The following is a 21622-nucleotide window of genomic DNA, read 5'->3' as shown; positions in this document are numbered from 1 at the left end:
AATATTTATCTATTGAGTAGAGAGTTGGGCAAATTAATCGCTGTGATGGCGTAAGCTGAGCAGCTAGCGCTTCGCATTATTCTTTAAAAAAGTCGCCTTCATCGAGATCGAATTCATCAAATGCTTCGGGATCAAATTCGGCCTTCACTGGGATGACATGCTTTTCTGACGCCCAATCGCCGAGGTCGATGAGCTTACAGCGCTCGCTGCAAAAAGGTTTAAATGCAGATTGTGGAACCCACTCGACAGGGGCTTTGCAGATAGGGCATTTAACGGTCAATGGCATAATTGTTCTCTTGGTTAACGGCGATACAGCTGCCGCCAATACTAATGTCTTTCAGGCCATTAGTGTAAAGGCTTCATGCACAGGTAGCCAGTAAGAAATCAATCGAACGGTCGGAGTGGCGTTGTTGCTCAAACTGCACAAAATGGATGGCAAAACGGTTTTTATGGCCGCTAATCGTAGGATAACAACCGTGGGAGGCATCGACTTTGACTCGCACCAAAGCAAGTGCTTGAGCACTATCACCCTGATAAAAGCCAGCATGAGCAACGGCATTGTCGTAATGGGCTGTACTGCGGGTAAGTTGGAGCAATAGGGTGATGGGGGTGAGCAAAGGTTCGAAGTGTGCTATCCAAGTGCGGTAGTCTTGTTGTTTTTCTTCCCAAGGTTTAGCTAGCCAATAATGCAGTTGCGGCAGATCGAAGTTACAGCAGGCGCCCGGCATGCCAAAGCGTTGTCGTAGCGCGGAAATAAATCTGTCTTGTTTTAGTTGGCTGCCGAAGCGTTCTGGTTTTTGCAACGATTCGCGGGCTTGGGTGAGGGCGTTTATATAAAGGTCGATTTGCTGGTGGTCGACGTGATCTAATTCTTGCCATTTGCTGAGTTGCAGCAAGTGCCGTTCAATGTCTTTTAATACTTCATTACGATAATCACAGCGTTCGGACAATTCACAGAGGGAAAACAGCGGATAAAAACATCTATGTTGGTGGTCATGACTTAGGTTACTTTGCAGCTGTTTATCGAGGTATTCGAGCCGCAAGTAGCTGCGAATTTTCTCGTTTAGGGGCTGTTCGTAAACTAATTCAGTCATGGGCGTTATCAGTACCAGAAAGTTGTAAATATCGCTGGTGCAATGCTAGCACCTCTCGTTTTAAGGTTGATATCTCTCCTTGATTATCAATAATGTCGTCGGCTCTGGCGAGTTTTTCGCTGCGACTACATTGGCTACTAATGATGTTATTAACTTGAGATGCATCAACATTGTCACGTTTTACGGTGCGATTTATTTGCAACTCAGGTGAAATATCCACCACTAAAGTCCGATTGACTAACCTATCTAACCCGTTCTCAAATAGCAAGGGCACGACCATAATTACATAGGCAGAGGTCGCTTTTTCTACCTGCGCTAGCATTTCTTGGCGGATCATGGGGTGTAATAGTTGGTTTAGCCATTCGCGCTCTTCAGGATGGCTAAATATCCGCTGCCGCAACTTGGCGCGATCGAGTTCACCCTCTGGTGTTAATATCTCAGCACCAAAATGAGTTACGATCGCTTCCAGTCCTTTTGAACCCGGAGCGACAACTTCGCGGGCAACGATATCTGCGTCGACTAAGGCAACCCCTTCGGCGGCGAACAAATTGGCAACAGTCGTTTTACCGCTGCCGATGCCGCCAGTAAGGCCAACGACAAACTTTGACATAACATACTCCGGATAGCTCTGTGCTTAATTTTCTTGCTCTTACAGTGTCGATAGGTACCAATCGACAATCTGCTGTCCAAATAGCAAGGCTATCCAGCCAGCGGCAGCAATATAAGGGCCAAATGGGATTGGATTCCCTTGTTTCAGGCGTTTACTAACAATCATAGTAATGCCAACGACTGCGCCAACGAGGGACGAAAGTAAAATCACCAGCGGCAGCATTTGCCAGCCAAGCCAAGCACCGAACACGGCGAGTAATTTAAAGTCGCCATAACCCATGCCTTCCTTGCCGGTGAGGATTTTAAACAACCAGAAAATGGACCATAGACTCAAATAGCCTGCCGCCGCGCCGATAATGGCATCGGTTGGGCTCGCAAAGGTATGATTTAGGTTGATTATCAAGCCTAGCCAAAGCAATGGTAGCGTCATTTGGTCGGGGAGCAACATCTCATCAAGATCGATACCCGTCAGTGCTACAAGCACAAAGGTGAGTATGCTCGCAAAAACAAACTGCCAGCTTGGACCAAAATGCCAAGCTAAAGTCGCGATAAGTAGCCCTGTGATGAATTCAATTATTGGGTAGCGGGCGGAAATGGGTGCGTGACAGGCGGCGCATTTTCCCTTGAGCATTAACCAGCCTAATAGGGGTAAATTATGCCAAGGCTTAATCGCCGTTTTACATTTAGGGCAGGCTGAGCCCGGTACGATAAGATTATATTTTTCGGGGAAGCTATCTATAGGTTTATTGAGTTGGTCTATCCCTATTTTTTTGACTATGTCTTCGTGGTATTCCTGCAAATACTGATTGCATTCTTGCTGCCACTCCCGTTTCATCATCACAGGAAATCTGTGGATCACCACGTTTAAAAAACTACCAATGGTAGCGGCAAAAATAAAGCTTAAAGCAATAAAGAGCCAAGGACTCTGGTTTAGAGACTGGCCCAAAATGGAGATGAATTCTGACATTTAATGTTCTTATATCTATGTGTAAATATGAGGTGTGATAACTAGCCGCCTACAATATTACCCATTTGGAAAATAGGTAGATACATAGCAACGATTAACCCGCCGACGACAGTACCGATTACGACCATCATAATCGGTTCTATCAGGCTTGATAAGCCATCAACCGCATCATCTACTTGCATTTCGTAAATGGTTGAGACTTTATTGAGCATGTTATCTAGTGAGCCGGATTCTTCGCCTATCATCACCATTTGCACTAACATGTCGGGGAAAAGCCCTGTCGTCTGCATTGCCACATTCATCTGCATCCCCGCCATGACTTCTTGACGAATTTTTAAAATGGCTTTGCGGTATACCGCATTACCCGATGCGCCTGCGGCGGATTCTAGACCATCAATCAACGGTACACCCGCGGCGAAGGTAGTAGCTAAAGTCCGGGCGAATCGAGCCATGGCTCCTTTGTGTAAAATCGGCCCAATAGCTGGGATTTTAAGTACAGCTTCATCAACTCTATCACGTAAAATTTGGGAGTTTCTGTGGGCTCGAACGAACAAAAATACTCCGCCTACAATGGCAGCTAAAAAGATATACCAAGAGGATTGTAAACCGCGGGAAATGTGAAGCACTAATTGGGTAAAGGCGGGCAGTTCAGCACCAAAGCCTTTGAAGATGTCTTCAAACTGTGGGACGACAAAGAGTAATAATAAGGTTGTTACTAATATCGCGACGATGACAACAGCGGCTGGATAGAACATAGCCTTCTTAATTTTTGATTTGAGTGCTTCCGTTTTTTCTCTGTAGGTAGCAACGCGATCAAAAACCAAATCGAGTGAACCTGAGTGTTCACCTGCTGCAACTAGGTCAACATATAGCTCATCGAAGTAGCGTCTATGGGGACGCATTGCATCAGATAAAGGAATGCCAGATTGAATTTCGCTGAGGATATTTCCTAATAGTTCCCTCATCTTAGCTTTTTCGTGACCACGGCCGAGTAGCTCAATAGTGGTCACTAAAGGTACGCCCGCCGCTAGCATAGTCGCAACTTGGCGGGTCATCATGGCAATATCCATAGGGGTGATTTTCGGATCACCTAACTTAAATAGCGCAGAGGACTGCTTACGAACGCTCTTAGGGTTAACTCCTTGGGATTTTAACTGACTACGGATTTCGGCGGCAGTTGCGCCTCTGAGTTCACCTGCAGTCTTCTTACCGTCGCGATTTAGGCCTTTCCATTCAAAGGTATAAATTTTTAGTTGGCTCTTTTGCTCGGCTTTCTTGCCGCGAGACTTTCTTACTGTCGTTGCCGTAGCCATAAATTATTCCTGTAAAATAATCCGTTTTTCAATAGCCAATTAGTAGAAAGCTGCATCTACGAAATTATGCGAGCTTTAAAATTGAAGTTTGCACTGCACTATATTTTTTAAAGTTTAGATGAGAAATGCTAGGATTAGCCAAAACTTGTGACGCGATTGACTTCTGCAATGCTAGTGACACCGTGAATCACTTTCAATAACCCGGATTGTCGTAAATCTCGCATTCCTTGCGCTTTAGCTTGGGAGGCTATTTGCAATGAGTTACCACCCTCCATGATAGTGCGGGCAATTTCATCGGACATTTTCATTACTTCATAAATGCCAACCCGTCCTTTGTAGCCCGCAGAGCAGTGCTCGCAGCCAATAGGTTTAAAGGTGGTAAAGCCTTGAGTAATTTGTGCTTGGGCAAAGCCTAGGCGCAGTAATTCATGTTCTGGTATCACTTCAGCCTGTTTACATTCTGGGCAGAGGCGACGGGCTAAGCGTTGGGCAATAATCAGATTCACAGAGCTGGCTATGTTGTAGCCTGGAACACCCATATTGATTAAACGGGTTAAGGTTTCGGCTGCCGAGTTAGTATGCAAGGTTGATAAGACTAAGTGACCCGTTTGCGCCGCTTTTATAGCAATTTCGGCGGTTTCAAGATCGCGGATTTCCCCGACCATAACCACATCGGGGTCTTGGCGTAGAAATGAACGTAAAGCGGACGCGAAGGTTAACCCTGCTTTTAAATTAATATGAACCTGATTCACGCCCTCAAGGTTAATCTCAACCGGATCTTCAGCGGTGGAAATATTACGCTCTTCGGTATTGAGAATATTTAACCCAGTGTAAAGGGAGACGGTCTTACCTGAACCGGTTGGACCCGTCACTAAAATCATCCCTTGGGGTTTTGCCAGCATCTCAAGGTAGAGTTTTTCTTGGTCGGGCTCGTAGCCGAGTTTTTCGATGCCTAGTTGTGCTGAGGACGAGTCCAAAATCCGCATTACAATCTTTTCACCCCACAGGGTCGGCAGAGTGCTAACCCGAAAGTCGATAGATTTAGTGCGGGAAAGCTTCATCTTAATTCGACCATCTTGTGGCACGCGCCGTTCGGCGATATCGAGTTTTGACATCACTTTTAAGCGTGCAGAAAGACGACCAGCCAGACTAATCGGCGGTTCAGAGACTTCGTGCAGAATACCATCTATACGGAAACGTATACGGTAGCGTTTCTCATAGGGCTCAAAATGTAAATCCGATGCACCCTTGCGGATGGCATCGGTTAAAATTTTATTGATATAAATAACGATGGGTGCATCGTCGCTACTCTCGCCAGTAGGCTCTTCATTACGTCTATCTGTGTCGGTAATTTCTATCGCTGCCAGCGCTGCTTCATCCATGCCGCCTAAATCGAGACCGCTGATATCTTCTTCGAGGATTTTCTCCAGCGCTTTTGCAAGCTTATCTTCCTCTACTAGAATCGCTTCGGCATGCAGGCCTGCACTAAATTGGAAATCTTCGAGGGCGGCAATATTGGTTGGGTCGGATGTGCCTATATAGAGGCGATTCCCCCGTTTAAATAGCGGTAAGCAGCGGTGCTTCTCAATCAGCTTTTTATTCAGAAATTCTTCAGGAATGGAAGCAATATCAAATTCATTAAGATCGAGTAGTGGGGTGCCGTATTCTTCATAGCACAGTTCAGCAATAGCACGTGCTGAAACAAGTTTACTTTGAACTAAAGTACTGACTAACGCTTGCTTATTTTGACGGGATTTTGTGATGGCGTTAGCCATTTGCTCTTCATTTAGCAGACCTTTACGGATAAATAGGGTGGATAAACCTAGATGAAGACCTGAAGTGGGCATTTAAAAAAATTCCAAAACTATTCTGGAGCCTAATTAAAAAATAAAAGGAGTTAGCAATTACTAACTCCTTTTATAACTGAGTTAGCTTATGGTGCTGGTGTTACTGCTGAGCAACTTACTGTTGAAAAGTTACAGTTTACTGTTCCAGCGCTATCTTTTGCTGTAAACACGACTGCTGTAGCAGTATCTAAGCCCGCTAGTGTCGTCGGTAGAGCTGCTGGAGCTTCAGTACATGCTGAAAAAGCGTAAGGTGGTACAGTCGTACCAGCTATCAGTGAAGCTGCTCTTGCTTTAGTGTGCGCGGAGGCTTCACCTAAACATGAATTAAGCTTACCTTTTGTTACATACTCTTTATAAGCAGGCAGTGCGATAGCTGCCAAAATGCCGATAATGGCAACGACGATCATTAGTTCGATCAGAGTAAAACCCTGAGCTTTTTTATTTAATGCTTTGTTTAAATTCATGGCCTTCATTTTTCTCTCCAGCTAACTATTTAGTGACTTACTGTGGTTGAATAGAGTGTTTAACCTAAACGCTGTTTTACCCTATAAATTGTGTTATCTCGACAAACTTTATTACTCATTCATGTTAATAAAATCACTTTTATGATCTATGTAACATTAACAGTACACCGATGATCTTGAATGACCCATGTGTAATGACTCATGCTGATTTATTCCAACATTGCTAAGTTATTACAAAAGTGAGCACTTGTTTGAATAAATCCTTTCGGTAACCGCACCTTAGGCTAATGTCCCTCAAAATGTGCTCCTCAAAAACGCAAATTAGAGTTTTTTGACAGACATTCCAGTGCTGACCTTAGGTGAGGTTGACCAAACGGCCATCTCGCCTTTGTAAAAGTTAGTACAAAGTTAAGATAAAGGAAACAAAAATTAAGTATAAAGTACTAATAAAGTATCGTTTTTGTATAAGAAGCAGGTTTGGTGGTATGTTGGGTTATAACAATTTTTTGACATTGGTAGTTTAGCTGGCACCTAAACTGACCTAGTCAAATTGCTGGCATGCTAGCGTGATGAGTCTGGGGGCTTGATGGTGATGATGCGGATGTATAGTGACAAGCATAACTTAGGGGCTAGCCTAGTGGAACTCAGAAGAAATGTATCGCTTTATAATAGGTGAAAGTGAAACGTTCTGAGGTGCTTTCAGCGAACGTTTCACCCTCTAGTGAGCGAGTGCTTTAAGCTTTCAATCTAAGCGACAAGTCTAGGGCGCGCATATGCTTAGTGAGTGCGCCAACTGAGATATAGTCGACACCGGTTTTAGCGAATTCGGCTAAGGTGTCTAAGGTGACATTGCCGGAGACTTCAAGCTTAGCGCCGGCGCCTTTCGCTTTATATTGATTGTTCATTTCAACCGCTTCGACCATTTTAGTGATATCGAAGTTATCTAACATGATGATATCTGTGCCAGAGTCGAGTGCTAAGGCGAGTTCTTCGAGTGATTCCACTTCGACTTCAACGGGTTTGTTCGGGTACAAGCTGCGGGCGGTATCTACGGCTTGGCGAATGCCACCACAGGCCATAATGTGGTTTTCTTTAATCAAAAATGCATCATATAAGCCAATGCGATGGTTTTTGCCGCCGCCGCAGGTGACGGCATATTTTTGTGCCGTGCGCAGACCTGGAATGGTTTTGCGAGTATCTAATAGGCGAGTGTGCGTGCCCACCAGTTTATCGACATAATGCTTAGTTAAGGTCGCAACGCCAGACAGGGTTTGGATAAAATTCATTGCCGTGCGTTCGCCAGTGAGAATAGCGCGCGCTGGTCCCGAGAGTTCACACAGTAACTGGTTGGGTAATACTAGATCGCCATCATCCACATGCCAATGCAGTGCGACTTCCCCACCGAGTTGATTAAAAACCTGCTCTGCCCATGCTTTACCGCAAAAAACGCCTTCTTCACGGGTGATTAAAGTGGCTTCAGCGTACTTATCGGCGGGGATCAACATGGCAGTGATATCGCCATAGGCTATGGCTTTAGTGTGTTCGTTGATTTCGATGCCGCCTAAGTCTTCACTAAGGGCGGATTTTACTGATTGGCGAATATCGTTTTCTAACATGAGCGGGGTCCTTGCATTCTTTAATTACTGACGACCTACTTGCATCTTAGGTTAAGATTACCACGGCCTTAGGTCTCACGGAACAGCTTGGAAGATTGTGCTGCAGAGACTCAGCCTCTGGCTTATTTGAGTTGGGAGTGAATGGCTTGCTCCATGATCTCAATATTAAAAGATTATGAAGTCAGTCAGTTCTGTGTGCTGGGTTTCTTCTTTGCTTGGCTGAATACTGTTAGAGTAACTCAGTTTATGTGGCATAGAGGATAAGCTCATAATGCGGTTTGAATTGGGTTGGTGTGAGGGTGCAAGGCGTTGTGAGTCACCACATTTTAATCAACGTCCCTTGGGTGAAGTGAGTTTGTTGGTGATCCACAATATTAGCCTGCCAGCAGGTTGCTTTGGATTACCTTATATTGATCAATTATTTCAAGGGTGCTTAGATACCAATGCCGATGCCAGTTTTGCACAGCTGCAGGGCTTGGAAGTATCGGCGCACTTTTTGATCCGCCGCAATGGCGAGCGTGTGCAGTACGTAAGTTGTAACGATAGGGCTTGGCATGCAGGGGTGTCTTGTTATGGCGAGAGAGAGAATTGTAATGATTTCTCCATTGGTATTGAGCTGGAAGGCACAGATACTGAGCCTTACACGCCTGAGCAATATCAGTCACTGACAGCGTTGACGCAAGCACTGTTGGCTGAGTATCCATCGCTGAGTACCGAACGAATTGTGGGTCATTGTGATATTGCGCCAATGCGCAAAACAGACCCTGGGCAAAGTTTTGATTGGGAAAGATATTTAGGGAAGCTAAAGGAATATACTCAGGCGTTGCGCTCTTAGGTTTTTGGATTTTAGACGTATTTCACACAAACCTAGACTATTTATGGACAAATTATAGAGGTACAGCCCATGGCATTATTTTCACTCTTGGTCGCCATTTTAGTGGAGCGACTTAAATTTCTTCCTTCATCATGGCAATTTGATCGTTTACTGCAATCCTACCAAACGACGTTTTTTGGTGATAAAGCCTCACTGACGAGCGTTATGATGGCGCTGGCGTTAGTGCTGCCAGCCTTGTTGGTGTATGTATTGTCTTGGTTAGTGGCGGGGATGTTTTGGGGCTTATTAAGTTTAGCGCTATGGATTGTCGTAGCGGTGGTTTGTTTTAACCATCAGAAACAGCGTGATATTTTCAAGAAATATATGCAAGCGGCTTGTCGTTCTGACGTCCAAGCTTGTTACCATTATGCCGCTGAGCTCGATTGTAGCGAGTGTTTGGATGCGGTATCCGAGAAAGACCTTGGCGCCAAAGTGGGTCAAAGTGTCGCTTGGATTAACTATCGTTATTACGGCGCCGTTGCTTTGTTCTTCATTTTTCTGGGGCCAGTCGGTGCTGTGTTGTATTGCACTGTACGTTTTTATGCCGAAGAAAATGCCCGTAAATCCCTTGAGCTGCCATTAGTCAACGAAGTGATTAGCGTGTTGGATTGGTTACCTAGCCGCATCTTTGCCTTTGGTTATGCGTTAAGTGGCCAATTTAGCGAAGGGTTAGCTGCGTGGCGCCATCATGGTTTGACCATAAATACCAGTGCTCGCACTGTCGTTGTTGAGACGGCATTAGCAGCGCAACCTTTACCTGAGGTCGCAAGTGCACCTATATGTGTACAGTCAACCTTAGCATTATTAGTACTGAGTAAGCGCAACTTTACACTTATCGTCGCGGTACTATCACTGCTGACCATTTTTGGATTGGTGAGTTAAGCAATATCAGCGTCACAGCGATAGCTGAATTTGGCAGTCTGAGCTGAGATAGCTCAGCACTGTCAAATGGTCTGACCCCATAGACATTTTTTTCCGCTATGCTCTCTCTTCGTGAGTGCTTTCGATCGAGATCGCTTTTAAGGAGTGATCTTCAATCTGGACATCAAAACGCTGATTTGATAAAGTGCGCTCACTCAAAAAAATTGGTAAGACCAATTTACAACGGAGCTGAGCGCCTGATGGCCTATAGTAAAATTAATCAGCCAAAAATTTCTGATGTGATTATGGCTCAATTAGAGCAGATGATCTTAGAGGGCAGTTTGCAGCCCGGTCAGAAGTTACCGCCTGAACGCGAACTGGCGATCCAGTTTGAAGTGTCTCGACCTTCTTTGCGTGAAGCTATCCAAAAGCTTGAGGCAAAAGGACTGTTAATGCGCCGCCAAGGCGGTGGTACTTATGTCAAAGAGCAACTCTGGCAGAGTCTTGCCGATCCTATCGTTGAACTTATGAATTCTGATCCAGAGAGTCAATACGACTTGCTGGAGTTCCGTCATGCTACCGAAGGTATGATGGCTTATTTTGCGGCGCTGCGTGGTACTGACGCCGATATGCAAAATATCAAACGTATGATCCTCGAGGTGGAAGCCGCCACCGATATCGAAAAACAAGCCGCCGCCATTGTGCGCTTTTATCGTGCCGTTGCCGAAGCGTCACATAACGTGGCTATGTTACACCTCGTTCTCAGTTTAACCCCTGTGCTGCATCAAAATGTGGCGCAAAACTTGGAGCTTTTAAGCCGCCGCGAAGAAGCTTCTACTATGGCTAACGATCACAGACGGGCCTTGCTCGCTGCCATCGTTCGTCGTGATCCCGAAGCCGCCAGAGAAGCCTCGAATGAACACTTAAGTTACATCGAAGAGGTGATGTTATCTGTGCGGGAAGAAGATAGCCGGTTGCAGCGAAGCTTGCGCCGTTTAAAGAGTGGCGCTTAAGTTCTGTAGTTTAGCTGCCTGCTAAATCGGAATATGCCGCAAACACCATTCATTATCATGTATATAGAGAAGGACAGTGTCATGTCTGAAGATATGCTACAAGACGTAGATCCATTAGAGACTCAGGAATGGGTTGATGCCCTGCAAGCCGTGTTGGAACAGGAAGGCCCAGAGCGCGCGCATTTTTTACTAGAGAAGCTGATCGATAAAGCGCGTCGTAATGGCACTCACTTGCCTTACAATGCCACAACGGCTTACTTGAACACTATCCCAGCGGGTCAAGAGCCTCACATGCCTGGCAACCAAGAGATGGAACGTCGCATTCGCGCCATCATCCGTTGGAACGCTTTGGCTATGGTTCTGCGTGGTTCTAAGAAAGATTTAGAGTTGGGCGGCCATATCTCAAGTTTCGCTTCAAGCGCGACTATCTATGACGTATGTTTTAACCACTTCTTCCGTGCACCGAATGAGAAAGACGGTGGCGATCTCGTGTATTTCCAAGGCCATATCGCCCCTGGTATTTATGCGCGTTCATTCCTAGAAGGTCGTTTAAGCGAAGAGCAACTGGCTAACTTCCGTCAAGAAGTGGATGGCAAGGGTCTGTCTTCATACCCACATCCAAAACTGATGCCGGATTACTGGCAATTCCCAACGGTTTCTATGGGCTTAGGTCCAATCCAAGCCATCTATCAAGCCCGTTTCCTGAAATATCTGACTGACCGCGGTCTGAAAGATTGTTCAGCACAAACTGTTTACTGTTTCTTAGGTGACGGTGAGTGTGACGAGCCAGAAGCCTTAGGTGCGATCGGTTTAGCAGCCCGTGAAGAATTAGATAACTTAGTCTTCATTGTTAACTGTAACTTACAGCGTCTTGACGGCCCTGTACGTGGTAACGGTAAGATCATCCAAGAACTTGAAGGCGAATTCCGCGGCGCAGGCTGGGAAGTCGTGAAAGTGATTTGGGGTCGTTACTGGGATCCATTATTGGCCCGTGACACCAGTGGTAAACTGCTGCAGTTAATGGAAGAAACCGTTGACGGTGAATACCAAAACTGTAAAGCCAAAGGTGGCGCTTATACACGCGAACACTTCTTTGGTAAGTATCCTGAAACGGCCGAAATGGTTGCGAACATGTCAGATGATGACATTTGGCGCTTAAACCGTGGCGGTCATGATCCAGTTAAAGTTTACGCTGCACTAGAACATGCACAAAAAACCAAAGGCCGTCCAACAGTTATCCTAGCGAAAACCGTTAAAGGTTACGGCTTAGGTGATGCGGGTGAAGGTAAAAACATCGCTCACAACGTGAAGAAGATGGGCGTTGAGTCTATCCGTTACTTCCGCGATCGTTTCAATATCCCGATCCCTGATGACCAGTTAGAAGATCTGCCTTTCTATCATCCAGGTCCAGATTCTGAAGAAGTGAAGTACATGATGAGCCGTCGTGAAGCGCTGCATGGTAGCGTGCCACAACGTCGTCAAAAGTTCACTGAAGAGATGGAAGTGCCGTCACTGAAGATTTTCGATTCGATTTTACAGGGCTCAAACGGCCGTGAAATTTCATCGACTATGGCGTTCGTTCGCGTGCTGACAGCATTGCTGAAAGACAAGAAAATTGGCAAAAACATTGTGCCAATTATTCCTGACGAAGCCCGTACTTTCGGTATGGAAGGTCTGTTCCGTCAAGTGGGTATTTATGCTCACGAAGGCCAAAAATACGTACCGCAAGACTCTGACCAAGTGGCTTACTATCGTGAAGATAAAACCGGTCAAGTATTGCAAGAAGGGATTAACGAACTCGGTGCTATGTCTTCATGGGTATCGGCAGCGACGAGCTACTCAGTCAACGATACACCTATGATCCCGTTCTATATCTACTACTCAATGTTCGGTTTCCAACGTATTGGTGACATGGCTTGGGCTGCGGGTGACATGCGTGCTCGTGGTTTCTTAGTCGGTGGTACTTCAGGTCGTACAACGCTTAACGGCGAAGGTTTACAGCATCAAGATGGTCACAGCCACGTTTTGGCGAACACTATCCCTAACTGTATTTCTTACGATCCAACCTACGGCTACGAAATTGCCGTTGTGGTACAAGATGGTATCCGTCGTATGTATGGCGAGAATCAAGAAGATATCTTCTACTACTTGACCACAATGAACGAAAACTATGAGCAACCAGCCATGCCAGAAGGCGCGGAAGTGGGCATAGTGAAAGGTATCTATAAGTTAGAAACGGTTGCGGGCTCAGGTAAAGGCAAAGTTCAGTTAATGAGCTGTGGCACTATCCTTGAACAAACCCGTAAAGCGGCGCAAGCACTGGCAAAAGACTTCGGTATTACTGCCGACGTATTTAGCGTAACTAGCTTCAACGAATTGACTCGCGATGGTCAAGCCGCTGAACGTTGGAACATGCTGCACCCAACCGAAACGCCAAAACAAGCCTATATCAGCCAAGTGATTTCAAGTGATGCACCTGCAATCGTCGCGACTGACTATATGAAGATTTACGGCGAACAGTTACGTGCTTATATTCCTACCGATTACAAAGTGTTAGGTACTGACGGTTTCGGTCGTTCAGACAGCCGCGAGAATCTACGTCACCACTTCGAAGTGGACGCTAAGTTCATCGTTATTGCGGCACTGAAATCACTGGTTGATCGCAAAGAGCTGCCTGTCGATGTGTTAGCAAAAGCCATTAAAGAATATGGTATCGACGCTGACAAGATCAATCCACAGTACGCGTAAGAGGCAATAAAAATGGCTGAATTAAAAGAAGTTTTTGTTCCTGATATCGGCGGCGATGAAGTGCAAGTGATCGAAATTTGTGTGGCTGTGGGTGATACCCTAGCGGCAGAAGAATCGATTCTTACCGTCGAAAGCGACAAGGCGACTATGGATATTCCAGCGCCTTTCGCCGGTGTTTTAGCCGAATTGAAAGTGGCTGTGGGCGATAAAGTATCTGAAGGTACTTTGATTGCTATGATGCAAGCGGCGGGCGCGGCAGCTGCCGCTCCGGCTCCAGTTGCAGCACCCGCTCAGGCGGCACCGGCATCTGCACCAGTTCAAGCGGCTCCAGCCCCTGCGGCGGGCGCAACCAAAGTGGTTGAAGTGACTGTACCTGATATCGGTGGCGACACTGATGTGTCGGTTATCGAAGTCCTGGTTGCTGTTGGTGACAAGATTGAAGTTGATAGCGGTTTAATTACCCTAGAAACAGACAAAGCGACCATGGACGTACCATCACCTTTCGCGGGTGTGGTTAAAGACGTTAAAGTCGCAGTTGGCGATAAAGTGTCGCAAGGCTCTTTAGTCATCATGCTTGAAGTGGGCGGCGCTGCACCTGCAGCCGAGCCAACTGTTGCTGCTCAAGCGGCTCCTGCCGCTACGGTAGCGCCAGTGGCCGCAGCACCTGTTGCACCTGCGGCAAGCGTGGTTGCGGTAAAAGAAATTCAAGTGCCGGATATTGGCGATGCCAGCAATGTCGATGTGATCGAAGTGCTCGTGTCTGTCGGTGATGAAATTACTGCAGACCAAGGTTTGATTACCCTTGAAACTGACAAAGCCACCATGGAAGTGCCTGCGCCATTCGCCGGTAAACTGCTGTCTTTGACTGTTAAAGTGGGTGACAAGGTTTCTCAAGGTAGCGTTATTGCGACGATTGAAACTGTGACTGCAGGTGCAGCTCCTGCACCTGTTGCTCAAGCGGCAGCTCCTGCTCCAGTGAGCGCGGCGCCCGTTGCAGCCCCAACACCTGCAAGCCGTCCTCCAGTACCACACCACCCTAGCGCAGGTACCCCTGTGTCTACCGGTGCGGTACATGCGTCTCCTGCGGTACGTCGTTTAGCCCGTGAATTTGGTGTCGACTTGACTCAAGTTGCTGGTACTGGCCGTAAAGGTCGCATTATGAAAGAAGACGTTCAGGCGTATGTGAAATACGAACTGTCTCGTCCGAAAGCGACTGCGGCAACCTCTGTTGGTTCAGGTAACGGCGGCGGTCTGCAAGTGATTGCAGCACCTAAAGTTGATTTCAGTAAGTTTGGTGAAGTGGAAGAGATTCCATTAAGCCGTATCCAGAAGATTTCTGGCCCTAACTTACACCGCAACTGGGTAACTATTCCGCACGTGACTCAGTTCGATGAAGCTGATATCACTGAAATGGAAGAGTTCCGTAAGCAGCAAAACGATGTAGCGGCGAAGAAGAAAGCCGATTACAAGATCACGCCTTTAGTGTTTATGCTAAAAGCTGTGGCTAAAACGTTGCAACAGTTCCCAGTGTTCAACTCAAGCTTAAGTAGCGATGGCGAATCACTGATCCAGAAGAAGTATTTCCACATCGGTGTGGCGGTTGATACGCCAAACGGTTTGGTTGTGCCAGTCGTGCGTGACGTGGATAAGAAAGGCATTATCGAGTTATCTCGTGAACTGGCTGATATCTCTATCCGTGCCCGTGATGGCAAGCTGAAATCTGCTGACATGCAAGGTAGCTGTTTTACCATTTCAAGTTTAGGTGGCATTGGCGGTACAGCGTTTACGCCTATCGTTAACTACCCAGACGTGGCGATTTTAGGTGTGTCTAAATCTGAAATTAAGCCTAAGTGGAATGGTAAAGAGTTCGAACCTAAATTGATGTTGCCACTGTCGCTGTCATACGATCACCGTGTGATCGATGGTGCTATGGCTGCACGCTTTAGTGTGACGCTGTCAGGAATTCTGTCCGATATTCGTACTTTGGTTCTGTAAGCATATAAGGCTGCTCATCTTGAGCGGCCTTTTGTTTATTGTGATCAGTATCAAACACAGGTTAAAATGCGCCCACCTTACGCGCTGGCGCATTTTCGGTTGGCAGGATAGCTCCTCCAACGGATTGAATGAGAATTAGAGGAAAACATGAGTAACGAAATCAAAACTCAGGTAGTGGTATTAGGTGCAGGTCCTGCAGGTTATTCTGCGGCTTTCCGTGCAGCGGACTTAGGTCTAGAAACCATTATCGTTGAACGTTTTAGCACTTTAGGCGGCGTGTGTCTTAACGTGGGTTGTATCCCATCTAAAGCCCTATTACATGTTGCTAAAGTTATCGAAGAAGCCAAAGCCGTTGCTGCTCACGGTGTGGTTTTCGGCGAGCCAACTATCGATTTAGATAAGTTACGTGGCTTTAAAGAAAAAGTTATTGGCCAATTAACTGGCGGATTGGGCGGTATGTCCAAAATGCGTAAAGTTAACGTGGTTAACGGTTTTGGTAAATTCACTGGCCCTAACACGCTAGAAGTGACTGCTGAAGATGGCACTGTCAAAGTGGTTCAATTCGAGCAAGCGATCATTGCTGCGGGTTCTCGCCCAATCAAACTGCCATTCATTCCGCATGAAGATCCACGTATTTGGGATTCGACTGACGCATTAGAACTGAAAGAAGTTCCAGGCAAGTTGTTAGTAATGGGCGGCGGTATTATCGGCCTAGAAATGGGTACTGTGTACGCTTCTTTAGGCAGCGAGATCGACGTGGTTGAAATGTTCGACCAAGTGATCCCAGCGGCTGATAAAGACGTTGTTCGCGTATTCACTAAGCAAATCAAGAAGAAATTCAACCTGATCCTTGAAACTAAAGTCACAGCGGTAGAAGCCCGTGAAGACGGTATCTATGTTTCTATGGAAGGTAAGAGCGCACCAACTGAAGCAGTCCGTTACGATGCCGTATTGGTAGCAATTGGCCGTGCACCTAATGGCAAGTCGTTAGATGCTGAAAAAGCAGGTGTTAACGTTGATGAGCGTGGCTTTATCAAGGTTGATAAGCAACTGCGTACTAACGTACCGCACATCTATGCAATTGGTGACATCGTTGGTCAACCTATGTTGGCTCACAAAGGCGTGCACGAAGGCCACGTAGCGGCTGAAGTTATCGCTGGCATGAAACATTACTTCGATCCAAAAGTGATCCCATCAATTGCTTACACTGACCCAGAAGTCGCTTGGGTTGGTTTAACTGAGAAAGAAGCGAAAGAGCAAGGTATTGCTTACGAAACCGCAACTTTCCCATGGGCAGCAAGCGGCCGCGCTATCGCATCTGATGCGAGTGAAGGCATGACTAAACTGATTTTCGACAAAGACACTCATCGCGTAATCGGTGGTGCGATTGTTGGTGTTAACGGCGGCGAGCTGTTAGGCGAAATCGGTTTAGCGATTGAAATGGGTTGTGATGCTGAAGATTTAGCATTAACCATTCACGCTCACCCAACACTGCACGAATCAGTGGGCTTAGCGGCTGAAATGTACGAAGGTTCTATTACTGATTTGCCAAACCCAAAGGCAAAGAAAAAGTAATTTAGCTGTCGATTAAAAAAGCGCTCATTTGAGCGCTTTTTTATTGCCTGTATTTTTTTGTAACTTTTATGTAAACAAGCGGATGAATTGATAGGATTGAGCTGCTACAGTACAACTATGGTATGAAGTAAGCCGTCACATGCAAACAAAAATAATTAGAACAATTCTGACATGTTTCATCCTTTCATTGACTTGCGTCCACTCGGCTTGGGCGGGCGGTTTTGTGCAGCGAGTTTTTACTGATAGGGACGGTTTAGCGGTCACCAGTATCCGAGGCCTGGCCTTAGATGATTACGGTTTTGTATGGGCCGCGACTGAGCAGGGCTTGTATCGAGTCAGTAATTCTAAGGTGCGGCGTATCGATAAAATCGGCACAGAATCGCGACTTTCAGATGACTTTTTAACCTCAGTAGTAAACATTGACCGTGACAAGTTATTGGTTAGCACTAACGCCGCAATTTACCTCTACGATATTGTACAAAATCAATTTACCGCGTTTGGTTCTCCCTATTTATTCCCGCAGTTTCCCGGTGGTGCGCTGGTCTCGGCAGCCCGAAAGAATAGTAAAACATGGCGATTGTTAATTGATAATGGCCAGATTTATGAATTCTCCCCTTCAAAGTCCGAACTGCGCCTCATTACTCAGTTGCCAGTTAATCGCGATCTTCCTTGGCGCAAATTGCTGGTCATGCCTAACGGTCAAATGCTGGTCGCGGGAACCTTGCAATTAGAGTTGCTGGAGCAAAATGGCGAGCGAGTGTTCCAATACTTTTGGACCGAATCTATGGGCAGTATTCTCGATATGTTAGAGGATTCTCAGCATAGGATCTGGATTGCGACCGGACGCGGCGTTTATGAATTAGATCAAATTTCTAGGCAAATTATCCCCGTGCCAGAATTGCCCGATTGGAGCACAGTGATCATTGAGGATGCTAAAGGGGATCTGTGGTTTTCTAGTCGTATCGGCTTATTGAAATGGTCGCCCGAAACGCGGCAGATTGAAAACTATCAAAAAGAGTTGAAGGCTGAGGCCAACATGGAAACGCTGAAAGCCATGTTGTTTGATGATGCTGGCTTGATGTGGGTCGGAGGCTCAGGCGATGGATTGGCTTTATTGGCGTCACAGCCTGATTTCATCCTCGATACTTATACTGGCGATGAACCCTATCAACTGAGCGATGCCATGACTTGGTCAGTACATGCCAGTGATGAAGGGGTTTGGTTAGGTTCTTCCAGTTTAGATTTTATTGCAAAAGGCAGTAGCAAAGCGTTTAACGTGCCAATTGAGGGATTTAATCCCCATGAAAGTATTTACGATATCAGTGCGTTTGAGGGGCATTATTTACTGTTATCGACGACCAGCGGCCTCTTTGTTGTCGATAAAGACACTTTGCAAGGCAGTAGCTTTTCTAAATGGACTCACGGCAATGATGATTTTAAAAATAAGCTTATTTATAAAACCTATCGTGACCCCAAACTGAAAGGACGTGTTTGGATTGCGACGACAACAGGGCTGTATTTTTGGGAAATGGGACTGTACGAACCTCAGCCCTTTGATATTGATAAGTCATCGAACAAGTTTGACGGCCCTAAGCGCCCCGTGATCCGCACTATTTATCGCACCTCCGACGGTCGTTTGTGGGTGGGCGGTAAAAAAGTCTTTGGTTACATCGACAGCCAAAATGAGTTTCATGATCAGCGGCAGTTGTTTAATGCTTTTGCTGCACAACCCACGGTCAGTCACATTGAAGAAATGTCACCTGGGGTGATCTGGTTTGGCTCCTATGAAAAAGGTTTATTTGAATACCATCAGCAAACGGGATCGTTAATTTCATTGACCTCCGAGTGGCAATTAAATTGTAGTTCAGTGTTTTTTATTCAAAAAACGCCCAAGTCTAATCTTGTGGGCTGCTCGGATTCTTTGGTGCGACAGGATATCCAAACGGGCGAGATTGCCATGTTTAATCAACTCGATGGTTTAATTTCCGATGAGATGAACGAAGGCGCCTATTTTTACTCACCTAAAACAGGCTTTTACTTAGGCACGCCCGAGGGCGTGATGCGACTTGATGTCGATAGGCTGGCCAATCGCATTACCGATGACCATGTGATGCTTGAATCTGTCTCTGTGTACTATAACAACACGACCGAAGTGTCCCTGTTGCCGCGTAACCTGATGACCATAAAACCCGAAGCCAATATGGTCAGTTTTCAAATAACTAACTTAGATTATCTCGATGATTCGCCCATCCAATTTAAATACCGATTACGTTATCAAGATGAAGAGAGTAATTATGTGCTGCTTCAGGGGGAGTCGCAGATTAACCTCGCAGGTTTAGCTGCGGGTGGTTATGTTTTAGATATTTTGAGTCAGGTCAATGGAATATGGTCCGATAAACCTTTTACCTATCCCTTTTATGTTGAGCAGCATTGGTGGTTATCCCAAGGTTTTAAAGGCATTTTACTGCTGTTATTTTCTATTATTGCCTTAAGTCTTGCTTGGTATCGGCAACGCCAGATCAATACCTTTAAGCAGATGAATCTGGCATTAACTGAGAGTGATGACAGGCTAAGGCAATCTTTGCGCGGTAGTGACTCGGATCTCTGGGAATGGCATAAAAATACTCAAGCATTTCATCTTGATAATCGCGGTGCCGTTCTCGGTACCCATGCCAATGAGATTGTTGTGAGCTTAGCAGAGTTGCCTGTGCATCCACAGGATAGGGAAAAAGCGCTCGCTCAGTGGGATAGTATGATATCGGGGGAGATAGATAGATTCGAAGCCGAATATCGTTATCAGCGCAAGGACGGTAATTGGGGCTGGTTAAGGGTAAGAGGGCGGCCCGTTGCCCGTAATAAGCACTCCAATGAGATTGAGCGGGTCGCAGGGATTTATAGTGATATTACCGTGCAACGCCAGTTAGAAGATGAAGTGAATTTACTGGCAAAAGCGTTTGGTAACACATCTGAAGGTGTACTGATTTTAGATGTCGAAGGTAGTATTCGCGTGGCGAATTACGCGGCACAGCAAATTATCGGCATCGATTCTGCTGACTTAGTAGGCCAATCCTTTACCCAATTTGTACAGATGAATGACGGTTTGGCATCGGAAATTAAGCAACTCCTCAGTGATAGCCAGTCTTGGACGGGCGAGCGTGAGTTAATTAACGCCAGTCAGCAACCTTGTCCTGTGTGGCTAAACGTATCTGTGATGCAAAGTGCCAACGGGAAAGTGACCCATTATGTGGTGGTATTCTCGGATATTACCGAACGTAAACAAACCGAAGCCGATTTACGCCGCCTAGCCAATTACGATGTACTTACGGGATTGCCAAACCGCTCCTTATTTTCTAGTCGCCTATTACAGTCGATTCAGGCCGCGCAGCAAACGGGCGAGAAATTGGCGCTATTGTTCTTGGATCTCGATAGATTTAAGCATGTTAATGACTCCTATGGTCATAGCATGGGCGATGCCTTACTGGTCGAAGCCTCAAGCCGACTACAATCCTGTATTGCTAGCGAGCATATGCTCTGCCGCTTTGGCGGCGATGAATTTGTTATTTTACTCAGAAATGCCAACAGCATTGATGAGATAAACCACATTGCCGAGCGGCTGCTGGAACAAATTGTGGCGCCTTTTAAGTTATATGGCCGTGAGTTTTATATTTCGACCAGTATTGGCATCAGTATTTGGCCCGATGATGCGGTTCAGCCTGAAGCCTTTATCAAGAATGCCGATCTCGCTATGTACCACGCCAAAGAAGAAGGGCGGGGGAATTTCCAATATTATTCCTCTGAGCGTAATGCCCAAGCCCTCTATCATTTACGGCTTGAGGCCGATTTACGTAAAGCGATAGAGCGGCAAGAGTTCGAGCTTTATTACCAGCCGCAGATTGATATTTTACGTAACGATAAGCTCATTGGAATGGAAGCATTAATTCGCTGGAAACATCCGTTGGACGGCTTTATTCGTCCCGATATTTTCATCAAAGTCGCCGAGGCCTGCGGTTTAATTGTCGATATTGACCGCTGGGTATTAAGGCAGGCCTGTGTGCAGGGAGCCCATTGGGCGAAACGTTATGGCGCTACCTTTAAGTTGTCGGTTAATATTTCGGCGGTGCATTTCAGGCAGCCCGATTTTATTGAAGACATACAAAGAATTCTGCATGAAACCCAAATGCCGACAGCGTCTTTAGGCTTAGAAATCACTGAAGGCGTATTGATGAAAGAGCTGCACGTCGCTAAAGATCATCTCTCGCGATTGAAATCCTTGGGGATTGAAGTTGCCATTGATGACTTTGGGACAGGCTATTCTTCTCTGGCTTATTTACGCCATTTTGAGGTGAACACCTTAAAAATCGATCGCTCCTTCTTGATTGATATCGCCACCAATAAGGCCGATCAGGCGATTGTGAGCAGTATTATTGAATTAGCCCGTAACCTTAAATTAAATGTGGTTGCCGAAGGGATTGAGACGGTTGAGCAGTTAGAGCAAGTATTTAGCCGCGGCTGTTATATTATTCAAGGGTATTATTTTGCTAAGCCTATGTGCGTGGCTGATTTTGAACGCTATTTAGAAACAGATAACAGAATCGTTGCTATTGAGCATTAAGCTAGACCATATAACCTATTATCGGCTCGTTTAT

General features: G+C 46.0%; 15 protein-coding genes. 7 read left to right on the top strand and 8 right to left on the bottom strand.

Annotated features, from left to right (window positions below; genetic code table 11):
• Nucleotides 1-76: 76 nt before the first annotated feature.
• The 8 genes from yacG to nadC form a co-directional block, all read right to left on the bottom strand.
• On the bottom strand, nt 77-286 hold the full coding sequence (yacG, locus tag OX890_RS20960; RefSeq protein ID WP_011848010.1) for a DNA gyrase inhibitor YacG: 210 nt from the start codon (nt 284-286) through the stop codon (nt 77-79).
• Between the two features lie 73 nt (nt 287-359).
• The gene (zapD, locus tag OX890_RS20955; RefSeq protein WP_268649880.1) at nt 360-1094 is read right to left on the bottom strand and encodes a cell division protein ZapD; all 735 of its coding nucleotides are present in this window, start codon (nt 1092-1094) and stop codon (nt 360-362) included.
• Nucleotides 1087-1704, bottom strand: coding sequence for a dephospho-CoA kinase (coaE, locus tag OX890_RS20950; protein ID WP_012588715.1), 618 nt, complete (start codon nt 1702-1704; stop codon nt 1087-1089). Before coaE ends, zapD begins: the two co-directional genes overlap by 8 nt.
• Nucleotides 1705-1743: 39 nt before the next feature.
• Nucleotides 1744-2670 (bottom strand): prepilin peptidase, encoded by a 927-nt coding sequence (locus OX890_RS20945; protein ID WP_268649879.1) that lies wholly within the window; start codon nt 2668-2670, stop codon nt 1744-1746.
• Nucleotides 2671-2711: 41 nt separating this feature from the next.
• Nucleotides 2712-3983, bottom strand: coding sequence for a type II secretion system F family protein (locus tag OX890_RS20940; protein WP_268649878.1), 1272 nt, complete (start codon nt 3981-3983; stop codon nt 2712-2714).
• Between the two features lie 134 nt (nt 3984-4117).
• Nucleotides 4118-5830: a type IV-A pilus assembly ATPase PilB gene (gene pilB, locus OX890_RS20935; protein ID WP_268649877.1), complete on the bottom strand. Its 1713-nt coding sequence runs from the start codon at nt 5828-5830 to the stop codon at nt 4118-4120.
• A gap of 86 nt (nt 5831-5916) precedes the next feature.
• Nucleotides 5917-6303 carry a prepilin-type N-terminal cleavage/methylation domain-containing protein gene (locus tag OX890_RS20930; RefSeq protein WP_268649876.1) on the bottom strand — a complete coding sequence of 129 codons (387 nt, stop codon included), beginning with the start codon at nt 6301-6303 and terminating at the stop codon, nt 5917-5919.
• 725 nt (nt 6304-7028) lie between these two features.
• Nucleotides 7029-7910: a carboxylating nicotinate-nucleotide diphosphorylase gene (nadC, locus tag OX890_RS20925; RefSeq protein ID WP_268649875.1), complete on the bottom strand. Its 882-nt coding sequence runs from the start codon at nt 7908-7910 to the stop codon at nt 7029-7031.
• A 271-nt stretch (nt 7911-8181) separates the two neighbouring features.
• Here nadC and ampD point away from each other — a divergent pair, with 271 nt between their 5' ends.
• From ampD to OX890_RS20890, 7 genes are all read left to right on the top strand, one after another.
• A complete protein-coding gene (gene ampD / locus OX890_RS20920) occupies nt 8182-8745 on the top strand; it encodes a 1,6-anhydro-N-acetylmuramyl-L-alanine amidase AmpD (RefSeq protein WP_268649874.1) in 564 nt (187 codons plus the stop codon).
• 69 nt (nt 8746-8814) lie between these two features.
• On the top strand, nt 8815-9666 hold the full coding sequence (gene ampE / locus OX890_RS20915) for a beta-lactamase regulator AmpE (protein ID WP_006083346.1): 852 nt from the start codon (nt 8815-8817) through the stop codon (nt 9664-9666).
• A 239-nt stretch (nt 9667-9905) separates the two neighbouring features.
• Nucleotides 9906-10658 carry a pyruvate dehydrogenase complex transcriptional repressor PdhR gene (pdhR, locus tag OX890_RS20910; protein WP_006083345.1) on the top strand — a complete coding sequence of 251 codons (753 nt, stop codon included), beginning with the start codon at nt 9906-9908 and terminating at the stop codon, nt 10656-10658.
• An 81-nt stretch (nt 10659-10739) separates the two neighbouring features.
• On the top strand, nt 10740-13406 hold the full coding sequence (gene aceE, locus OX890_RS20905; protein WP_006083344.1) for a pyruvate dehydrogenase (acetyl-transferring), homodimeric type: 2667 nt from the start codon (nt 10740-10742) through the stop codon (nt 13404-13406).
• A gap of 12 nt (nt 13407-13418) precedes the next feature.
• Nucleotides 13419-15401, top strand: coding sequence for a dihydrolipoyllysine-residue acetyltransferase (gene aceF / locus OX890_RS20900; RefSeq protein ID WP_268649873.1), 1983 nt, complete (start codon nt 13419-13421; stop codon nt 15399-15401).
• Between the two features lie 147 nt (nt 15402-15548).
• Entirely contained in the window at nt 15549-16976 is a 1428-nt protein-coding gene (gene lpdA, locus OX890_RS20895; RefSeq protein WP_006084361.1) for a dihydrolipoyl dehydrogenase, read from the top strand.
• Nucleotides 16977-17115: 139 nt separating this feature from the next.
• Nucleotides 17116-21588, top strand: coding sequence for an EAL domain-containing protein (locus OX890_RS20890; RefSeq protein ID WP_268649872.1), 4473 nt, complete (start codon nt 17116-17118; stop codon nt 21586-21588).
• The last annotated feature ends 34 nt before the right edge of the window (nt 21589-21622 follow it).

Origin of the sequence: Shewanella sp. DAU305 (genome assembly GCF_026802235.1) — a bacterium.
GTDB lineage: Bacteria > Pseudomonadota > Gammaproteobacteria > Enterobacterales > Shewanellaceae > Shewanella > Shewanella baltica.
Note: the sequence above shows the minus strand (reverse complement) of the source record. Positions and strands in the feature narration are given on the sequence as shown.